General features: G+C 65.7%; 16 protein-coding genes and 1 tRNA gene. 13 read left to right on the top strand and 4 right to left on the bottom strand.

Annotated elements, in window-relative coordinates; genetic code table 11:
* The first annotated feature begins 140 nt into the window (after positions 1-140).
* The gene (locus AB3X98_RS26720) at positions 141-1,250 is read left to right on the top strand and encodes a LysR family transcriptional regulator (RefSeq protein WP_368603758.1); all 1,110 of its coding nucleotides are present in this window, start codon (positions 141-143) and stop codon (positions 1,248-1,250) included.
* A 107-nt stretch (positions 1,251-1,357) separates the two neighbouring features.
* Here the strand turns inward: AB3X98_RS26720 and AB3X98_RS26715 are convergent, their stop codons facing one another.
* The 3 genes from AB3X98_RS26715 to dprA all read right to left on the bottom strand — a co-directional run bounded on the left by AB3X98_RS26715 (position 1,358) and on the right by dprA (position 6,009).
* Positions 1,358-4,015, bottom strand: coding sequence for a DNA topoisomerase III (locus AB3X98_RS26715; protein WP_368603759.1), 2,658 nt, complete (start codon positions 4,013-4,015; stop codon positions 1,358-1,360).
* Between the two features lie 257 nt (positions 4,016-4,272).
* Positions 4,273-4,650: a thioredoxin family protein gene (locus tag AB3X98_RS26710; RefSeq protein WP_342949129.1), complete on the bottom strand. Its 378-nt coding sequence runs from the start codon at positions 4,648-4,650 to the stop codon at positions 4,273-4,275.
* 96 nt (positions 4,651-4,746) lie between these two features.
* Positions 4,747-6,009, bottom strand: a complete 1,263-nt coding sequence (gene dprA, locus AB3X98_RS26705) for a DNA-processing protein DprA (protein ID WP_368603760.1) — start codon at positions 6,007-6,009, stop codon at positions 4,747-4,749.
* Positions 6,010-6,294: 285 nt separating this feature from the next.
* On the opposite strand from dprA, the gene def reads away from it, so the two are divergent.
* From def to htpX, 4 genes are all read left to right on the top strand, one after another.
* The gene (def, locus tag AB3X98_RS26700) at positions 6,295-6,798 is read left to right on the top strand and encodes a peptide deformylase (RefSeq protein WP_069264594.1); all 504 of its coding nucleotides are present in this window, start codon (positions 6,295-6,297) and stop codon (positions 6,796-6,798) included.
* A gap of 54 nt (positions 6,799-6,852) precedes the next feature.
* Complete coding sequence (gene fmt, locus AB3X98_RS26695; protein WP_368603761.1) at positions 6,853-7,848, top strand: methionyl-tRNA formyltransferase; 996 nt, start codon at positions 6,853-6,855, stop codon at positions 7,846-7,848.
* 112 nt (positions 7,849-7,960) lie between these two features.
* Positions 7,961-8,611: a LysE family translocator gene (locus tag AB3X98_RS26690; protein ID WP_069264599.1), complete on the top strand. Its 651-nt coding sequence runs from the start codon at positions 7,961-7,963 to the stop codon at positions 8,609-8,611.
* Between the two features lie 130 nt (positions 8,612-8,741).
* A complete protein-coding gene (gene htpX / locus AB3X98_RS26685) occupies positions 8,742-9,596 on the top strand; it encodes a zinc metalloprotease HtpX (protein WP_368603762.1) in 855 nt (284 codons plus the stop codon).
* 55 nt (positions 9,597-9,651) lie between these two features.
* Here the strand turns inward: htpX and AB3X98_RS26680 are convergent, their stop codons facing one another.
* Entirely contained in the window at positions 9,652-10,818 is a 1,167-nt protein-coding gene (locus tag AB3X98_RS26680) for a hypothetical protein (protein WP_368603763.1), read from the bottom strand.
* Between the two features lie 234 nt (positions 10,819-11,052).
* On the opposite strand from AB3X98_RS26680, the gene rsmB reads away from it, so the two are divergent.
* From rsmB to queD, 8 genes are all read left to right on the top strand, one after another.
* Positions 11,053-12,591 (top strand): 16S rRNA (cytosine(967)-C(5))-methyltransferase RsmB, encoded by a 1,539-nt coding sequence (rsmB, locus tag AB3X98_RS26675; protein ID WP_368610343.1) that lies wholly within the window; start codon positions 11,053-11,055, stop codon positions 12,589-12,591.
* A complete protein-coding gene (locus AB3X98_RS26670; protein ID WP_069264766.1) occupies positions 12,588-13,181 on the top strand; it encodes a DUF4390 domain-containing protein in 594 nt (197 codons plus the stop codon). Before rsmB ends, AB3X98_RS26670 begins: the two co-directional genes overlap by 4 nt.
* Entirely contained in the window at positions 13,171-15,591 is a 2,421-nt protein-coding gene (locus tag AB3X98_RS26665; protein WP_069264607.1) for a PAS domain-containing sensor histidine kinase, read from the top strand. The genes AB3X98_RS26670 and AB3X98_RS26665 overlap by 11 nt, the downstream gene beginning before the upstream one ends.
* On the top strand, positions 15,592-16,290 hold the full coding sequence (esaR, locus tag AB3X98_RS26660; RefSeq protein WP_368603765.1) for a response regulator transcription factor EsaR: 699 nt from the start codon (positions 15,592-15,594) through the stop codon (positions 16,288-16,290).
* A 94-nt stretch (positions 16,291-16,384) separates the two neighbouring features.
* A tRNA-Phe gene (locus AB3X98_RS26655) sits at positions 16,385-16,460 on the top strand.
* A 265-nt stretch (positions 16,461-16,725) separates the two neighbouring features.
* Positions 16,726-17,457, top strand: a complete 732-nt coding sequence (queC, locus tag AB3X98_RS26650) for a 7-cyano-7-deazaguanine synthase QueC (protein ID WP_368603766.1) — start codon at positions 16,726-16,728, stop codon at positions 17,455-17,457.
* Between the two features lie 158 nt (positions 17,458-17,615).
* The gene (queE, locus tag AB3X98_RS26645; RefSeq protein ID WP_069264616.1) at positions 17,616-18,248 is read left to right on the top strand and encodes a 7-carboxy-7-deazaguanine synthase; all 633 of its coding nucleotides are present in this window, start codon (positions 17,616-17,618) and stop codon (positions 18,246-18,248) included.
* A 31-nt stretch (positions 18,249-18,279) separates the two neighbouring features.
* Positions 18,280-18,723 (top strand): 6-carboxytetrahydropterin synthase QueD, encoded by a 444-nt coding sequence (queD, locus tag AB3X98_RS26640; RefSeq protein ID WP_028203213.1) that lies wholly within the window; start codon positions 18,280-18,282, stop codon positions 18,721-18,723.
* Positions 18,724-18,815 lie beyond the last annotated feature (92 nt).

The following is an 18,815-nucleotide window of genomic DNA, read 5'->3' as shown; positions in this document are numbered from 1 at the left end:
CATTTTGGGGTGCAGTCGAAGAAATCGTAAAGAAAATAAGGGCTTCGGAGGCAACTTCTGCACGATTTCTGCTGTCGTAGGAGAATTCGCGGTTTCCTCCGCTGATTAACAGCGGGGTAGTAACAGGCAGGAGTTGTCTCATGGATCATTTGCAGTCGATGCGAGTATTCGTCAAAGTGGCCGACCTCGGCAGTTTCGCCCGGGCCGCTTCCGCGATGGATATCTCCAACGCAGTTGCGACGCGGCACGTTGCCGACCTCGAAGGTCGACTCGGCACGCGGTTGCTCAACCGCACGACCCGCAGTCTCTCCCTGACCGAATCGGGTCAGGTCTATCTCGAGCGCGCCCGCCAGATCCTCGATGAGCTCGAGGATGTCGAACAGATGGTCGTCGCGCGCAATCACGAACCTGTCGGCACGCTGCGCATCGTCGCGCCGGTCGTGTTCGGGCTCCACAACCTCGCTCCGGTGCTGCAGACCTACACGCAGCGCTATCCGCAGGTCATTCCCGACGTCACGCTGGTGGACCGTCAGGTCGATCTCGTCGAAGAGGGCTTCGATCTGGGCGTCGTGACCGCACGCCAGATGCGCAGCGCCAGCATCGTCACGCGCCGCCTCACCACGGGTTGCATGACGGTGTGCGCGACGCCCGCGTACCTCGAAAAGCACGGCACGCCCACGCGCCCCGAGCATCTCATGGAGCACCCGAGCCTCTCGCTGCCCTCCGAGTACTGGGGGGACGAGCGCGTCTTCACGGGTCCGGACGGCGAAATCCGCGTGCGTCCGACCAATGTGATCGTGGCGAACAACACCGAGATGCTGCGCCAGTTCGCGCTGCTCGGCATGGGCATCGCGATCCTGCCGAGCTACCTGATCGGTCGCGACATGACGCGCGGGCGCCTCGTGCGGCTGCTTGGCGACTATCGTCTGCCGCAGGTGGAGATCAACGTCGCGTATCCGAGCCGGCGTCACCTGCCTGCCAAGGTGCGCACGTTCATCGACCATCTCGTCGAGCATTTCAGCCAGACGCCGAACAGCCAGCTTGGCGAGCAGTGGGTCAAGGACGGTCTTGCACGTCCGGCAGTGACGGCTCGCAACGGCGTTGCGGGCGACGACTACGATGGCGTGCAGCCAGCGCCGGGCGGTAGCCTGCACGACAGCGAGCACAACGGCACGGACGGCGAACGCGCGCCGAAGGCGGCGCGCGCTTCGGCAGCGCGTACCCGGACTTCGGCGATCTCGCCGCTATAAGCCCGATATCGCCGTTCATCGGTCGATAAAAAAGGCGCAGCTTCGAGAGAAGCTGCGCCTTTTTGCCTGTTGCGAGCGGGCCGGCGACGGCCCGGGAAGGGACGGCTTTACGACCCTGTCTTGCGCGCCGGCGTCTTGCGGGCGGCGGTCTTGCGTGCCGGTGCGGCTTTGGCGGCCACCGTCTTGCGCGCGGGCTTCGCCTTGCCTTCTTCGGCCGAATCCGCCGCGTCGTTCGCGGCATCGTTCGTCGCCTCAGCCGAGGCAGCCGACTTCTTCGCGGCCGTCTTGGCCGCCGTCTTCGCGCTCGGCTCCTTCTTCTCGAACTCGAAGCCGATCTTGCCGTCCGGCTGCTTGACGAGGAAAGCCTTGAAGTTGCGGCCCGTACGCGACGACTTGAAGTTGGTCAGCAAGTCGGTGCGGCCTTCGGCAAGCAGCTTGGCCATCTGGTCGCGCGCGATCTCCTGCTGCAGGATCACCTTGCCCGAGCGGAAGTCGCAGGTCTTCGGATTCGCGACCGAGTGCTCGCACACGTAGCTCATGCCGTGCTCGTACACGCGTGCCTTGCACTTCGGGCACGCGCCCACCGGCTCCTGCTGCGAGAAGTCGGGCGCTTCGCCGTCTTCGGCGCCGGAGTCCTGGCCGAAGTCGAACTCGAGCTTGTAGTTCTTGATTTCGTCGTCGAACGAGAGCTTGAGGATGGCAGAGAACGGCCGGCCCATCTTGCTGCGGAAGCCCGAGAGCGGGCCGATCGTCTTGTTCTGCAGCAGTTCTTCCACTTCGGGGATTTCGAACTGGCGGCCGCCCGGAATCTTCGAGATCGAGAACTCGCACTTCGTGCAGGCGAAGCGGCGATAGTTTTCCTTCACCTGGCCGCCGCAATTCGGACACGGCGTTTGCAGCGTCGCGTAGTCGCCGGGGATCGTGTCCGAGTCGTATTCCTTCGCGCGCTTCACGATGGTCTGCGTCATGCGGGCGATTTCCTGCATGAACGCGTCACGCGGGAGTTTGCCGCGCTCCATCTGCGAAAGCTTGTACTCCCATTCGCCGGTGAGTTCCGGCGCGGTCAGTTCTTTCACGCCGAGACCGCGCAACAGCGTCATGAGCTGGAACGCCTTGGCCGTCGGGATCAGTTCGCGGCCTTCGCGCACGAGATACTTTTCGCCGAGCAGACCTTCGATGATCGCCGCGCGCGTGGCCGGCGTACCCAGGCCCTTGGCGGCCATGGCCTCGCGCAGCTCTTCGTCGTCCACGAGCTTGCCCGCGCCTTCCATGGCCGAGAGCAGCGTCGCTTCGTTGTAGCGCGCAGGCGGCTTGGTCACGAGCTGGTGCGCCGCGATCTTGTCGGTCTTGACCTTCTCGTCCTTCTTAACCGGCACGAGATTGGCGTCGTCGCCGCCCGCGTCGCGGCCATAGACCTGCAGCCAGCCCGGCTCGACCAGCACCTTGCCTTCGGTCTTGAAGTGATGCCCTGCGACTTCGGTGATACGCGTGGTGACGCGATATTCCGCCGCCGGGAAGAACACGGCGAGGAAGCGCTTCACGACGAGGTCGTACAGCTTCTGCTCGGGCTCCGAGAGCGACTTCGGCGCCTGCAGCGTGGGGATGATGGCGAAGTGGTCGCTGATCTTCGAGTTGTCGAAGATGCGCTTGTTCGGCTTCACCCAGCCCTTGTCGAGCACCTGCTTGGCGTGCGGCAGGTAGTTGTTGCTCTCCTTGAGCATCTCGAGCGTCTCTTTCACCGTGCCCATGTAATCCTCGGGCAGGGCGCGCGAGTCGGTACGCGGGTAGGTGAGCACCTTGTGCTTTTCGTACAGCGCCTGGGCGAGGCCGAGCGTGTTCTTGGCCGAAAAGCCGAAGCGGCCGTTGGCTTCGCGCTGCAGGCTCGTCAGGTCGAAGAGCGCGGGCGAGAGCTGGGTGGACGGCTTCGATTCCTCGCTGACCGTGCCTTCGCGGCCATGGCAGGCCGCGACGATGGTCTCGGCGGCCGGCAGGCTCCAGAGACGCGAGTCGCGCTTTTCCGGATCGAACTCGTCCTTTTTGAATTTCGGGTCGAACCAGCGGCCTTCGTAGAAGCCGCTCGCGCAGACGAACTCCGCCCGCACTTCCCAATAATCGCGCGGGATGAAACGGCGGATTTTCTCTTCGCGTTCGACGACGATCGACAAGGTCGGCGTCTGAACGCGGCCAACCGTCGTGAGGAAGAAGCCGCCGCCCTTGCTGTTGAAGGCGGTCATCGCGCGCGTGCCGTTGATGCCGACGAGCCAGTCGGCTTCCGAGCGGCAGCGGGCGGCGTCGGCGAGCGGCTGCATGTCGTGGTCGCTGCGCAGGTTCGCGAAGCCGTCGCGGATCGCCTGCGGCGTCATCGACTGAAGCCACAGGCGCTGGACCGGCTGCTTCGCCTTCGCGTGCTGCGCGATCAGGCGGAAGATCAGCTCGCCCTCGCGCCCCGCGTCGCAGGCGTTGATGAGTTGCGTGACGTCCTTGCGCTTCATCAGCTTGTTGAGCACCTTGAGCCGCGATTCGCTCTTGGCGATCGGGTTCAGGTCGAAGTGCGGCGGGATCACGGGCAGGTGAGCGAAGCTCCACTTGCCGCGCTTGACCTCGTATTCTTCCGGCGCTGCGATTTCCAGCAGATGGCCGACTGCCGACGAGAGTACGTAGTCGTCGCTCTCGTAGTACTCGTCATGCTTGGTAAAACCGCCCAGCGCGCGCGCGATGTCGTTCGCGACGGACGGCTTCTCGGCGATGATCAGAGCTTTGGACATGACTGGTTGCTTGTGGGTGTTCCGGTTGGCGCCCCCGGGGCCGATGCCGCCTGAATGGGCGCTTGGGCGCGATGCCCGGCGTTGCTGCCCCGCTCGGGGGGCCGTTCTCGACCGCTTTATAGCACATGGCGCGTCGGCGTCGATTTTTGCGTCATCTCATGACGACACCCGCGCACCCTCCAGGGCGCCCAATCATAAGGGCGCGCCAGGCCGCGCGGCAAGCGGTGTGCCTGGTCGGGGTCAGATGCTGGGTGCGCTCAAACCGCGCTCAGGACGGGGCGCAGCTTGGGCGCGTCGGACACGCCCGGTAGCGCCGTGAGGTCCGAAAGCATGCGCTCGACCACGGCGGCGTGCGGCAGGACCGTGCCGAAAAAGCGCGTGGCGTGACCGTCCTCGATCAGGATGGTCGGGAAGTTCTCGACATCGAGATCGTCGAAGCGGTCGGCATGGGTTTCGATGTCGATGTACGCAAAGCAGACATCGGGATGCGCCTCGGCGATGCGGTCGAACGTGGCACGGTAGTCGCGGCACGTCCCGCACCATTGCGCGCACAGGCACGCGACGAACAGCGTGTCCTGATTGCTGACGCGCTCGGCGATCTGGTCGGCGTCGGTGTCGAGGTCTAGCGCGGGCATGGTCGTTCCTTGCGTTCTCTTATATATAGAGCGGGGTATTTGGCGCGAATGTATCACGGCGACGCGGGAGCGGTGATGCTCCCCCAATCCGCGGCATCAGCCGCGCGAGGCCCGCACGAACCAGCCGCCGGGCAAGGCGTCGAGGTGTCCCGCGAGCTCGAGTTGCAGCAGCGTGCCTTGCAGCACCGCTTCGGCCATGTCGGTGCGCTGCGCGAGGATTTCAACCGTGGCGGGCGCGTGACCGAGCGCTTCGAGGAGGCGCCGGGCTTCAGCGCCAAGGCTGGCGGGCGATTTTCGTGCTTCAGCGCGATGCGCAGGCGGCGGCTCGGGACGGGGGAATTCGAGCGCCAGCTGTGGCGTCTCGTTTGCGTCGTCGCGCGGCATGCGATCGAACGGAACGGAGACTTTCTCGCGGCGCTGTTCCCGCGGCGACACAGGCGTGCGGCCTGCACTGGAGGGTTGCCCGACATCGAGCGCATCGAGTACCTCTTCGGGCGATTCGACCAGCTGCGCCCCCTGCTTGATGAGCCCGTGGCAGCCGCGCGTGAGCGGCGCGTGAATCGAGCCGGGCAGCGCGAAAACGTCGCGTCCCATTTCGTTGGCGAGCCGTGCCGTGATGAGCGAGCCGGAACGTTGTGCGGCCTCGACCACCACCACGCCTTCGACGAGCGCGGCAATCACGCGGTTGCGCTGCGGAAAGTTCGCGGAGCGCGCCGGGGTGCCGAGCGGCCATTCGGAGACGAGCGCGCCGTATGCGGCGATCTCCACGGCGAGCGGATGATGGGCCGGCGGATAGACGAGATCCGCGCCGGTGCCGGTCACGGCGACGGTGCCGCCCTGCTCGTGGAGTGCGCCGCGATGGGCGGCGCCGTCCACGCCGAGCGCGAGCCCCGACACGACGGTGAGACCCGACGCGGCGAGAGTGCGTGCGAAACGCGCGGCGTCCTCGACGGCCTGCGGCGTGGCGTTGCGGCTGCCCACGATGGCCACCGCGCGTGCGTGCAGCAGCTCGAGCCGGCCCTTTGCGTAGAGCAGCGGCGGTGGATCGGGCATGTCGAGCAGGCGGCCCGGATAGGCCGGGTCGGCAAGCGTGATGAGCGCGTTGCCGGGCGCCGCGCGCCACGCCTGCAGGGCATCGAGTCGTGCCGCGAAGTCCGGCCGGGGCTCGGCCAGGGCGGCATGGGCGGCTTGCGCACCCGCCACCGCGGCGAGTGCGGCGAACGGCTGGGCCAGCACGTGTTGGGGCAGGCCGAACGCGCCGAGCAGCGCACGCAGCGCAGCGGGCCTCAGGCCGCGCGCGAGGGCGAGGCGCAGCCAGGCGGCCAGTTCTTCGGCAGACAGCGGCAAGGTCGTCGGCATTGCGTTCCCCGGGCGCGGACGGTTTGCCGCACCTCGTGATAAAATTTTCACCATCCGAAATACACCGTGGCGTCCTTACCCGTGGCACTGCGCACACGCCCGCGGGCGCAGCGCGTCCGCACGGGCGATACGCGCGTTCAACGTTGAATTGCGGCCCTTTCGTCCGAATATGAGGAGATATCCTCCGTATCCGGCCCGGGACCCGCAAGCTGGCCGAATGGCCAGGCCGCGCATCGTTCCCTGTGCCAGGCTGTTTCAGGCGCCCAACGAGAAACCCGTCAAATCATGGCTCTACTGAACATTCTTCATTACCCGGACAAGCGTCTGCACAAGGTCGCAAAGCCGGTCGAGGTGGTCAACGACCGCATCCGCAAACTGGTCGCCGACATGGCCGAAACCATGTACGCCGCGCCGGGCGTCGGTCTCGCGGCCACCCAGGTCGACGTGCACGAGCGCGTCGTGGTGATCGACGTGTCCGACGCGCACGACGAACTGCGCGTGTTCATCAACCCGGAGATCATCTGGTCGAGCGACGAGCGCGAAGTGCACGAGGAAGGCTGCCTTTCCGTGCCGGGCATCTACGATGAAGTCGAGCGCGCGGAAAAGGTGCGCGTGCGCGCGATGAACGAAAAGGGCGAGACCTACGAGGTGGACTGCGAAGGGCTGCTCGCCGTGTGCATCCAGCACGAAATGGATCACCTGATGGGCAAGGTGTTCGTCGAATACCTGTCGTCGCTCAAGCAGACGCGCATCCGCAGCAAGATGAAGAAGCTCGAACGGGCGATGTAATCGCGATCTGACCGTCTCTTTCTTCATCAACCCGCCGCCACGCACCGAGCGCCCATGAGCCACACCCTTCGCGTCATCTTCGCCGGCACGCCGGAATTCGCTGCCGCGGCGCTCGCGGCGATTCACGAAGCGGGCTTTGCCGTGCCGCTCGTCCTGACTCAGCCGGACCGCCCGGCAGGCCGCGGCATGAAACTCCAGGCAAGCCCGGTCAAGCGCTATGCGCAGGAGCACGGCATGGCCGTCGCCCAGCCGCCGTCGCTGCGCCGGACCGGCAAGTATCCGCAGGAAGCCGCCGCGGCGCTGGACCTGCTGCGCGCCACGCCGCACGACGTGATGGTGGTCGCAGCCTACGGGCTGTTGCTGCCGCAGGAAGTGCTGGATATCCCGCCGCGCGGCTGCATCAACATTCATGGGTCCATCCTGCCGCGCTGGCGCGGCGCGGCACCGATTCATCGCGCGATCGAAGCCGGCGACACCGAAACCGGCATCACGCTCATGCAGATGGACGTGGGGCTCGACACCGGCCCGATGATCTCCGAGGTGCGCACGCCGATCGCGCCGGGTGACACCACGGCGACGCTGCACGACCGCCTCGCGCAACTCGGCGCGCAGCTGATCGTCGACGGGCTCGTCGCGCTCGAGCGCGACGGTGCGCTGCCCGCCACGCCGCAGCCGGCCGAAGGCGCGACTTACGCCGAGAAGATCGGCAAGCAGGAAGCCGCGCTCGACTGGCGTCGGCCGGCGGTGGCGCTCGCGCGGCAGATTCGCGCATTCGACCCATTCCCGGGCGGCGCGGCCACGCTGGACGGCGCGCAGCTCAAGCTGTGGGCCGCCGAGCCGGTCGAGCGTACGTCGACCGCCGCCGGCGAACCGGGCGAGATTCTCGAAGTCAGCCCGGCGGGTGTAGTGGTGGCCTGCGGCGAGGGTGCGCTGCGCCTCACGCAACTGCAAAAGCCGGGCGGCAAGCGGCTGCCCGCGCGCGAATTCCTGGCCGGTATGCCGCTGGCGGCGGGGCAGCGGTTCCAGCTGCCGGAGACCCCGGCGGCCTGAACCCGGGCTCGCGCCAGCGCGTGAAAACGCGCCGCCAGGCCAAGTGCTGCGCGGTTCCCGGCGCGCTAGAATCAATGGCGTTTGAAGCGCGTTTTTCGATTTTGAGGTTGGCATGCTCGGCATTACCCATTTCGGTTTCTTTCTCGTCGCCGTATTTCTCCTGAACGTGACGCCGGGGCCCGACACGGCCTATATCGTCGGCCGCAGCGTCGCGCAGGGCCGCGGCGCGGGCCTCGTTTCCGCACTGGGTATCTCGGCGGGCTGCTGCGTGCACACGCTCGCCTGCGCGTTCGGTCTGACCGCGCTGCTCGCGGCGTCGGCCACGGCGTTCACGGTCATCAAGATCGTGGGCGCGATCTATCTGGTGTATCTCGGCGTGCGCCTCGTTCTCACGAAGCACGAAGTCAGGCCCGCCGAAGGCGCCCCGCAGGCCACGGCCCCTGCCGCCGCCCCGCGCCCGCTGCGTCAGCTGTTCGTTTCGGGTTTCTGCACCAACGTGCTCAATCCGAAGGTGGTGCTGTTCTTCGTTTCGTTTTTCCCGCAGTTCGTGACCACGGGGACGGAGCACAAGGCCCTCGCTTTCCTCACACTCGGCGCCGTGTTCATGCTGATGAGCACGGTCTGGAACAGCTTCGTCGCGTGGGTGGCGGGCAGCGTCACGCAGCGCTTCTCGGGCAAGCCGGGCGTGAAGAAGTGGCTCGATCGCACGGTCGGCTCGGCGTTTGTCGGGCTGGGCCTGAAGCTCGCGACCGCCACGCGATGAGATTGAATTTTTCGCATCTGCCCATATCTAACAAATCGCTTACAATGCGCTCGCTCAAAGCTAGCTGACCGGCTGGCGGCGGGCGTTCAACGATCGATTTGATCCCCTGGTGGGTGAAGGAGCACAGCACATGTTCAACTGGGTCAAAACCGGGATGTTGATGGCCGCGATTACGGCCCTTTTCATCGTGATTGGCGGGCTGATCGGCGGGCATCGCGGGATGGTGCTGGCGCTGTTCTTCGCGCTCGCCATGAACTTCTTCTCGTACTGGTATTCGGACAAGATGGTCCTGCGCATGTACAACGCGCAGGAGGTCGACGAGACCACGGCGCCGCAGTTCTATCGCATGGTCCGCGATTTGTCCACGCGGGCGGGCCTGCCGATGCCGCGCGTCTACCTCATCAACGAAGATGCGCCCAACGCCTTCGCCACCGGCCGCAATCCCGAGCACGCAGCGGTCGCGGCGACCACGGGCATCCTGCGCGTGCTGTCCGAACGTGAAATGCGCGGCGTCATGGCGCACGAACTGGCGCACGTGAAGCACCGCGACATTCTGATCTCGACCATCTCGGCCACCATGGCCGGCGCGATCTCGGCGCTCGCCAACTTCGCGATGATCTTCGGCGGCCGCGACGAGAACGGCCGTCCCGCGAACCCCATCGCGAGCATCGCCGTGGCGCTGCTCGCACCGATCGCGGGCGCGCTGATCCAGATGGCGATTTCGCGTGCGCGCGAATTCGAGGCGGACCGCGGCGGCGCCGAGATTTCCGGCGATCCGCAGGCGCTCGCTTCGGCGCTCGACAAGATCCACCGCTACGCGCAGGGCATTCCGTTCCCGGCGGCCGAAGAGCATCCGGCCACGGCGCAGATGATGATCATGAATCCGCTGTCGGGCGGCGGCTTGCAGAACCTCTTCAGCACGCACCCGTCCACGGAAGAGCGCATCCGCCGCTTGATGGAAATGGCTGCAGGTGGCCAACGCTAAAGCGACGACCGGTAGCCGGTGACGAAAAAAACGCCTCCTCGGAGGCGTTTTTTATTCAGCCCGTCGCCGCGGCGTCGCCGTCCATATGTCGGGCGCCCGCTCGCGCCGAAACCCGCAACGCCCGTTGACGCAGCGACACCACGAAGAATACGAAATAAACGCCGATGAACCAGGACACGTCGAGCGCGTAGTAGACGTGCCCGAACTTGACGACGATCCACGCGGCGATGAACGCCAACGGTACGGCGTAGAAAAACACGCGATCCATCCGGTTGTCTTCTTTGCTGCTCTGGAAGAGCGAAACGTAGCAGCACGCAAAAAACGGCGCGATGTCGTATTCCTTCATTCTCGGATTCAGCGCGAGACAGAACGCGAGCACATAGAACAGCCTGCCAGGCACGCTTGCGTTTTCAGCAACCATGAGCCGCCGCCCGCGCAATGGATTGACCGCGTACATGAATAGCGCCACGACCACCAGCTCGTAGAGCAGTACGTCGTCCAGGGTCGACAGCGCACGCACGTGTTGTTCGAGTATCCCGAACAGCACGAGTCCGGAATCGTTCTGGGCGAGCATCTGCCAGCGCAGCAGGGTTTCGAAGTCGGTCCACAGGCGCGGTTCCAGCGCGAGCTGCGCGATGGTTGCCAGCGCAACGCACAAGGGCACGGCGATGAAATAGCGCATGCCTTTGGGGATAAAAAAGAACACGACGGCGTAGGTCAGGAAATAGATCTTGATGGAGGCAAACAGGGCGATGAAAAAAGCCAGCGCGCAATACTTTGCCGTCGCGCCACGGCTGTCGTGCATAGCCGAAGGCGCATAAAAAAGCGCAATGATCAGCAGGTGGCCGAAGATCGCAAAATTGCCCGTGAGGATGCCTCCCACGCCCGCGCCGCCGGTCAGAAACCCAAGCGCGCCCGCGACGATGAAATCCGCATGCCTGATGCTGTAGGCCAGATAGATCAGCGACGCGACAACGAATGCCAGATAGAGCCAGTGAAACGGCACGCGCGAGAACAGATTCAGGAAGATGGGCGGATAGATGAAGGGGAATCCGTGCGGAATATACGGATTCGCGCCGCGCTTGAATTGATCGAGCGCGTACGCGTACACCTTGTAGTCCCAGAAAGGCGAGAACAGCTTTCCCCGTCCCTGCTGGTACACAGAAAAGAGAGCAACGAAGGCGAGGAACGCGAAGTCTTGTTTCTTCCCGAGTCGTTTCATGATGGCCGCTACGTCGCAGGGAGGAGGGGGCGTTTTCTGTCGCCATCATGAGGCGAGCGGTTAGTCGGTATCCGCCAATATGTATCCCTGCGCTTGCCTCGCTATCCGCGCGCTGGCGCGGTGCCGTCAACGGGAATCGCGCCGGCTCGCAGTGTTGCGCGCTCGCCACGCTACAATGGCTCGCTCGTGCATTACTGACGCCGCGACTCACAGCGGCCCGCATCCGGTTTCTTCATGACATCCAGCCCATCCCGGCGACCCGGCAAGCCGTCTCAAGGCAAAAAGAGTTCCGCATCCCCCGCGCGCCAGCAGGGCGCGGCGTCGGCGCGCAGCCACGCCGTGCACCTGGCCCCCGATTCGCTGGGCTTTGCGCTCGACCAGGCCGCTCATGCGGTCGGCGCGGTGCGCGCCGGTTCGGCGTTGCCCGCCGCGCTCGCGAGCGCCTTCGCCGCCTTGCCCGGCGACTTCGCGCCGCAGGCTCGCGGCGCTGTGCAGGACATCGCCTATCGCACCATGCGGCGGCTCGGCACGGTCGACTGGCTGATCCGGCAGCGCGTGAGCAAGGCGCCGCCGCCGCTCGTCGCGAACCTGCTCGCCTGCGCGCTGGCGTTGCTCGCCGAAGACGAGGCGAGCGCCGCCTACACGCCGTTTACGGTCGTCGATCAGGTCGTGCGCGCCGTGGGCGCGCGCCGCGAGATCGCCTTCGCGAAGGGGCTCGTCAATGCGGTACTGCGCGGATTTTTGCGCGAGCGCGACACCGCGCTTGCCGCCGCCCAGGCCGATGAAACCGCCCACTGGAACTATCCGCGCTGGTGGATCGACGCGGTCCGCGCCGCGTGGCCCACGCAGTGGCAGGCGATTTTCGCCGCGGGCAACACGCAAGGCCCGCTCACGCTGCGCGTGAATGCGCGCCGCACGAGCGCCGCCGATTACGTCCAGCGGCTCGCCGCCGAAAACATCGCCGCCACGCAGATCGGCGAACACGCCGTGCGTCTGGCCGCCGCGTTGCCGGTGGATCGCATCCCCGGGTTCCTCTCGGGCGACGTGTCCGTGCAGGACGCCGGCGCGCAAGTGGCCGCACAAATCCTCGGCGTGCGTGACGGCATGCGTGTGCTCGACGCGTGCGCGGCGCCCGGCGGCAAGAGCGGCCATCTGCTCGAGCTTGCCGACATCGATCTGGTTGCGCTCGAAAGCGACGCCACGCGCGCTGCGCGCATCGGCGAAAACTTCGCGCGCCTCGGTTTCGCGCAAGACGATCCCGCGCACCCGATGCGGCGCGCATCGATCGTGGTCGGCGACGCGGGCAATCCTGCCGCGTGGCATGACGGCGAAGGCTTCGATCGCATCCTCGCCGACGTGCCATGCTCGGCCTCGGGCATCGTGCGCCGTCATCCGGACATTCGCTGGCTGCGCCGCGAGAGCGACATCGCGGCGCTTGCCGCCGAGCAGCGCCGCATCGTCGATGCGCTGTGGCCGCTCGTGAAGCCGGGCGGCGAACTGCTGTACGTGACCTGTTCGATCTTCCCCGAGGAAGGCGAGGCGCAGGCGCGCTGGTTTGAAAGCACCCATGCGGATGCGGTACGATTGGACGCCCCGGGGCAACTGCTGCCCGAGGCATTCGGCGCGCCGGCCCGGGGGCCAGAAGACGGCGCAGCCGGCGAAGCGCGGCACGATGCTGCTGCAAAGGCCGAAGTGACGACGACTGTCTTTCCCGTTCCCGATCGCACCGCAGATCACGACGGATTCTTCTACGCGCGCTTTCAGAAACGGTGACCATCAAACGCTTCTTCCCGCTGCGGTTCGCGGCCCTGATCTGGCTGGTGCTTGCCGTCGTCGGCTTCGTGGCCGCCGCGCCGGCGCGCGCCGACTCGATCTCGGTGCAGCGCGCGTCGCTCCAGGCCGACAGCAACGGCTGGAGCCTCGACGCCCGTTTCGACTTCGACCTCAACAGCAGCCTGGAAGACGCGGTCAACAAGGGCATTCCGCTCTACTTCACCACCGACTTCGAGCTCACGCGCGCGCGCTGGTACTGGTTCGACGAACAGCCGGTGAGCGTTTCGCAAAGCATTCGCCTGTCGTTCCAGCCGCTCACGCGCGAGTACCGCGTCTCGAGCGGCGGTCTGCAGCTCGGCTTCTCGACGCTCGCAGAAGCGCTCGCGGTCATCAAGCACGTCACCTCGTGGCACGTGATCGATCGCAACGACGTGCACGCCGGCGAAACGTACACGGCCTCGGTGCGCATGCAGCTCGACGTCGCGCTGATGCCCAAGCCGTTCCAGATCGACGCCGTGAACAACCGCGACTGGAACCTCGCTTCCGACTGGAAGCGCTTCAACTTCACGGTGACCGAACGTGCTAAATAAAGTACGCCGCGCCACCAGCTTCAGCAGCGTCGTCGTCAAGCTGCTCGTCTCCACCGTCGCGTTCACCGCGACGCTGCTGCTCGTCCTGCTCGCCGCGGCGAGCGCGAACACCGAGTTCTTCGACCGCTACTACGGCTGGCTCTACGCGGCCAATATCGTCGTCGCGCTGATCTTCCTGTCGGTGGTCACGGCGCTCATGATCGTGATCGTCGTGCGCTTGAGGCGCGGCAAGTTCGGCACGCGGCTGCTCGCAAAGCTCGCGTTCTTCTTCGCGCTCGTGGGCGTGGTGCCGGGCGGCATCATCTATATCGTTTCCTATCAGTTCGTCTCGCGCTCGATCGAGTCGTGGTTCGACGTGAACGTGGAAACCGCGCTCACCGCCGGCCTGAATCTCGGCCGCGGCATGCTCGACGCCTCGCTCTCCGACCTGCAAACCAAGGGCCGTCTGATGGCCGAGCAGATCGCGAACGGCGATTCGGCAGGCACGACGCTCACGCTGCTGCGCGCGCGCGACCAGTTCGGCGTGCAGGACGCGATGATCGTCGAGCCGGTGCGCAGCATGTCGGGCGCGGCGCCCGACATGCACGTGGTGGCGCAGGCGTCGAGCAACTTCTCGTCGCTCATGCCCGCCGACATGCCCACGGCGCTCATGATCGATCAGGCGCGCGGGCGCGGCTATGCGGCGATCGAAGGCGAAGTGGACGGCGACCCGCATCAGCTTGGCTCGAAGGGCGCGCTTCGATTGCGGGTGGTCACGCGCATTCCCGATGCGAACACAACGGATCTGCAGCCGGTCGAGCGTTTCCTGCAGCTCGAGCAGCCGGTGCCGGCCGCGCTCGCGCGCAACGCCGACGCCGTGCAGCGCGCGTATCGCGAGTACCAGGAGAAGGCGCTCGGCCGCACGGGCCTGCGCAAGATGTATATCGGCACGCTCACGCTCGCGCTTTTCCTCGCCACTTTCGTCGCGATGATGCTCGCGCTCGCCCTCGGCAACCAGCTCGCGAGGCCGCTCTTCCTGCTCGCGCAGGGCACGAAGGAAGTGACCGAGGGCGACTACACGCCCAAGCGCGAAATCAAGTCGCGCGACGAGCTGGGCTTCCTCACGCAGTCGTTCAACGCGATGACGCGCCAGCTTTCCGAAGCGCGCCAGGCCGTGGAGAAGAACCGCGTCGCGCTCGAGCATTCGAAGGCGTACCTCGAGAGCATTCTCGCGAACCTCACGGCGGGCGTGTTCGTGTTCGACCGGCAGTTCCGCCTCACGACGGCGAACCCCGGCGCGGAGCGCATTTTCCGTCAGCCGTTCCAGACGCAGCTCGGCGTCGCGCTCGATCACATCGGCGCGCTCACGGAGTTCGGCGCGATGGTGCGCAAGGCCTTCGCCGACCAGGAAGCTTCGCGCGGCGATGGCGATCAAGAGCGCGGCCATTGGCAGCAGCAGTTCTCCGTGCCGATTCCGGGCGAGACCGATCCGCTCACGCTGCTCGTGCGCGGCGCGCGCCTCGTATCCGACACGGGCCGCGACGCGGGCGACATGCAGACCTCGGGCTACGTCGTGGTGTTCGACGACATCTCCGACGTGATCTCGGCGCAGCGCTCGGTGGCGTGGGGCGAAGTCGCGCGGCGTCTCGCGCACGAGATCAAGAATCCGCTCACGCCGATCCAGCTTTCGGCCGAACGCCTGCAGATGAAGCTCACCGACAAGCTCGCGCCCACCGACGCCGAAGTGCTCAGGCGCGGCGCGACCACCATCGTCAATCAGGTCGCGGCGATGAAGCAGATGGTCGACGACTTCCGCGATTACGCGCGCACGCCGCCGGCGGTGCTCGCGAACCTGCAGCTCAATGAACTCGTGAGCGAAGTGCTCACGCTCTACGGCGCGGAAGAAGGCAAGAGCGCGATCAAGGTCGAGCTCTCCGAATTGCCCGTGATACGCGGCGACGCGACACAATTGCGTCAGGTGATCCACAACCTGCTGCAAAACGCGCAGGACGCGGTGGCCGACACGCAGAATCCTCGCGTGACGCTCGAGACCCGCGCCGTAGAATACGGGGACCCCGACGCGCAAGGACGCACGCGCGTGGCGGTTCGTCTCACGGTATCGGACAACGGCCCGGGTTTCCCGGCGCGCATTCTCACGCGTGCGTTCGAACCCTATGTGACGACCAAGGCCAAAGGAACAGGACTCGGGCTTGCGATGGTCAAGAAGATCGTCGACGAGCACGGCGCGCGCATCGACATCCGCAATCGAATGAGAGCGGGCGATGTGATCGAAGGCGCGCAGATCTCGATTCTCTTTCTCCAGTTGGCAGACGATGCCGCCACGCCCGGACCCGGCCGATCCGGGGAGGGGCAGGCGCGTGCCGAAGCGGAGCAAGGATCAAAAGCAACAGTGCAGACAAGGGCAGCGTAAATGGCAACCATCCTGGTGGTAGACGATGAAATGGGCATCCGGGAATTGCTCTCGGAGATCCTCAGCGACGAAGGACACGTCGTGGAGCTCGCGGAAGATGCGCAGCAGGCGCGCGACTTCCGGCAGCGCCACGTGCCGGATCTCGTGCTGCTCGATATCTGGATGCCGGACACCGATGGCGTGACGCTGCTCAAGGAATGGGCCGCGCAGGGCCATCTCACCATGCCGGTCATCATGATGTCGGGGCACGCGACCATCGACACCGCCGTCGAGGCGACGAAGATCGGCGCGCTCAACTTCCTCGAAAAACCGATCGCGCTGCAAAAGCTGTTGAAGGCGGTCGAGCAGGGGCTCGCGCGCGGCACGGCCGCGCCTGTCGCGCCGGCCACAGCGGCGGCAGCGGGGAAGACGGCGGCGGGCGGACCCGCGGTCGTGGCCTCCGCGGCGGCGCTGCCGGTACTGGGCGCCGACGGCGTGCATGGCATGCAGGCGGCGGCCGCGCAAACGGCATCGATCTCATTCGACATTCCGCTGCGCGATGCGCGCGACGCGTTCGAGCGCGCCTACTTCGAGTACCACCTCGCGCGCGAGAACGGCAGCATGACGCGCGTGGCCGAAAAAACGGGGCTTGAGCGTACGCACCTGTATCGCAAGCTCAAGCAGCTCGGCGTGGACCTCGGCAAGAGCAAGGGCGAATGAACGCGTGCAGGTGAGCGGCGCGGACAGGCGCGTCAATTTTGCGAAAGCCACTTGGCAAGCGCTGATTTCAGCGCTATAATCTTCTTTCTTCGTTGGCCCGGTAGCTCAGTTGGTAGAGCAGCGGATTGAAAATCCGCGTGTCGATGGTTCGATTCCGTCCCAGGCCACCAGAATGCAGCCCCAGGAGATCGTTCGATTCCTGGGGCTTTTTCGTTGTGCGCGTTGTCCTGCGGCTTGAACTCCGGACATCGACGGTATCCGGGGTATAAGGGTGCGCCGATGCCCGTAGAAGGGCCCCGGCCTATACTGCATGAGCCGGCGCGGGGGTTGTCCCTGCCGGCCCGCCGGGCGCCAGGCGACAAAAGCGGCAAGGAAGCCAGCAAAGCGCCAGCAACGAAAGCATTCGCGCGGAAACCTCATACACGGAGTTTCACGGTGACTCGAACAGAAGCCAAAGGCGCGCTCGTCCTGTTTTCCGGCGGCCAGGATTCGGCCACGTGCCTCGCTTGGGCGCTCGACCGCTACCAGAGCGTCGAAACGCTCGGCTTCGATTACGGCCAGCGTCATCGCGTCGAACTGGAATGCCGCGAGGGTTTTCGCGCGGCGATCGCCAGCACGTTCCCCGAGTGGGGCGAGCGTCTCGGCGACGATCACATGATCGATCTCTCGGTGCTCGGCTCGATCAGCGACACGGCCATGACGCGCGAGATCGAGATCGAAACCGCCGCGAGCGGCTTGCCGAACACCTTCGTGCCTGGCCGCAACCTGATGTTCATGCAGATCGCCGCGGCGATCGCTTATCGTCGCGGGCTCAAGGTGCTCGTGGGCGGGATGTGCGAAACCGACTTCTCGGGCTATCCCGACTGCCGCGACGACACGATGAAGGCGCTGCAGGTGGTGCTCAATCTCGGCATGGACACGCGCTTCGTGCTGGAAACGCCGCTCATGTGGCTCGACAAGGCCGATACATGGCGCCTCGCAGAAAAGCTGGGCGGCGAAGCGCTGGTAGACATGGTCCGCGTGGAAACGCACACCTGCTACCTGGGCGAGCGCGCCGAGCTTCACGCGTGGGGCTTCGGCTGCGGCGAGTGCCCGGCGTGCAAGTTGCGCAAGCGCGGGTATGAAGCGTATCTCGCCGGGGAGAACGTGACGGAAGCCCCGGTCTGAGTGTTAGCCTCGGGCCGCGCGCGTCACTTTCGCGGTGAATGAATACGGCCAGGGCCGCGCACGGGCGGCGCGCCCCCCCGCCGACACGATGATTTCGCGCCCGAGACCAACCGGCTTTGCACGCGCCTTGCGCGCATGAGCCAGAACCAGGCTGCACGATGACTTACGCGGTAAAGGAAATTTTCTACACGTTGCAGGGCGAGGGCGCGAACGCCGGGCGTCCGGCCGTGTTCTGCCGGTTCGCCGGCTGCAATCTCTGGTCGGGCCGCGAGGAAGATCGCGAGCAGGCCGTTTGCCGCTTCTGCGACACCGACTTTGTCGGCACCGATGGCGAGAACGGCGGCAAATTCCGCACGCCGGAAGAACTCGTCGCGCAGATCGCCTCGCTGTGGCCCGAAGGCGAGGGCAACCGCTTCGTGGTCTGCACGGGCGGCGAGCCGATGCTGCAGATCGACCAGCCGTTCGTCGACGCGCTGCACGCCGCCGGTTTCGAGATCGCGATCGAAACGAACGGCTCGCTGCCGGTGCTGGAAACGATCGACTGGATCTGCGTGAGCCCGAAGGCCGACGCGCCGCTCGTCGTCACGAAGGGCAACGAGTTGAAGGTTGTCGTGCCGCAGGAGAACCAGCGCCTGGCCGACTATGCGAAGCTCGATTTCGAGTATTTTCTCGTGCAGCCCATGGACGGCCCGTCGCGCGACCTGAACACGAAGCTCGCCATCGACTGGTGCAAGCGCCATCCGCAGTGGCGCCTGTCGATGCAGACCCACAAATACCTGAACATTCCCTGATTCACGCGAATTTACCTGAAGAAGCGCCGTGCTGACGATCACCCGAAAACTCGAATTCGACGCGGGCCACCGCATCCCCGACCACCGCAGCCAGTGCCGTAATCTGCACGGCCATCGCTACGTGCTCGAAATCACGCTGGAAGGCGACCTCGTCGAAACCGAGGGCGCGCCCGACCGCGGCATGGTGATGGACTTCGCCGATGTGAAGTCGCTCGCGAACCAGCATCTCGTCGATCTGTGGGATCACGCGTTCCTCGTCTTCGCGGGCGATACGCAGGTGCGCGGCTTCCTCGAAACGCTGCCGGGCCACAAGACAGTCGTGATCGACCGCATTCCGACCGTGGAAAACCTCGCGGCCATCGCATTCGACATTCTCGCGAACGTGTACGACGCGCACTATGGCGTGAATCTGCGCCTGCACAAGCTGCGCCTGTACGAGACGCCGAACTGCTGGGCCGAAGTCACGCGCGACTGACGCGAGCAGGACCCCGCTTCACCCTCGTTCCGACGACCCGCGCAAGGCGGGTTTTCCGTGCCGACCGCCAGGTTTTTGTCGCGGTATGATCA

Source organism: Paraburkholderia sp. BR14312, assembly GCF_040948675.1.
Taxonomy (GTDB): Bacteria; Pseudomonadota; Gammaproteobacteria; order Burkholderiales; family Burkholderiaceae; genus Paraburkholderia; species Paraburkholderia nodosa_A.
This window is presented reverse-complemented; position numbering and strand designations above follow the sequence as displayed.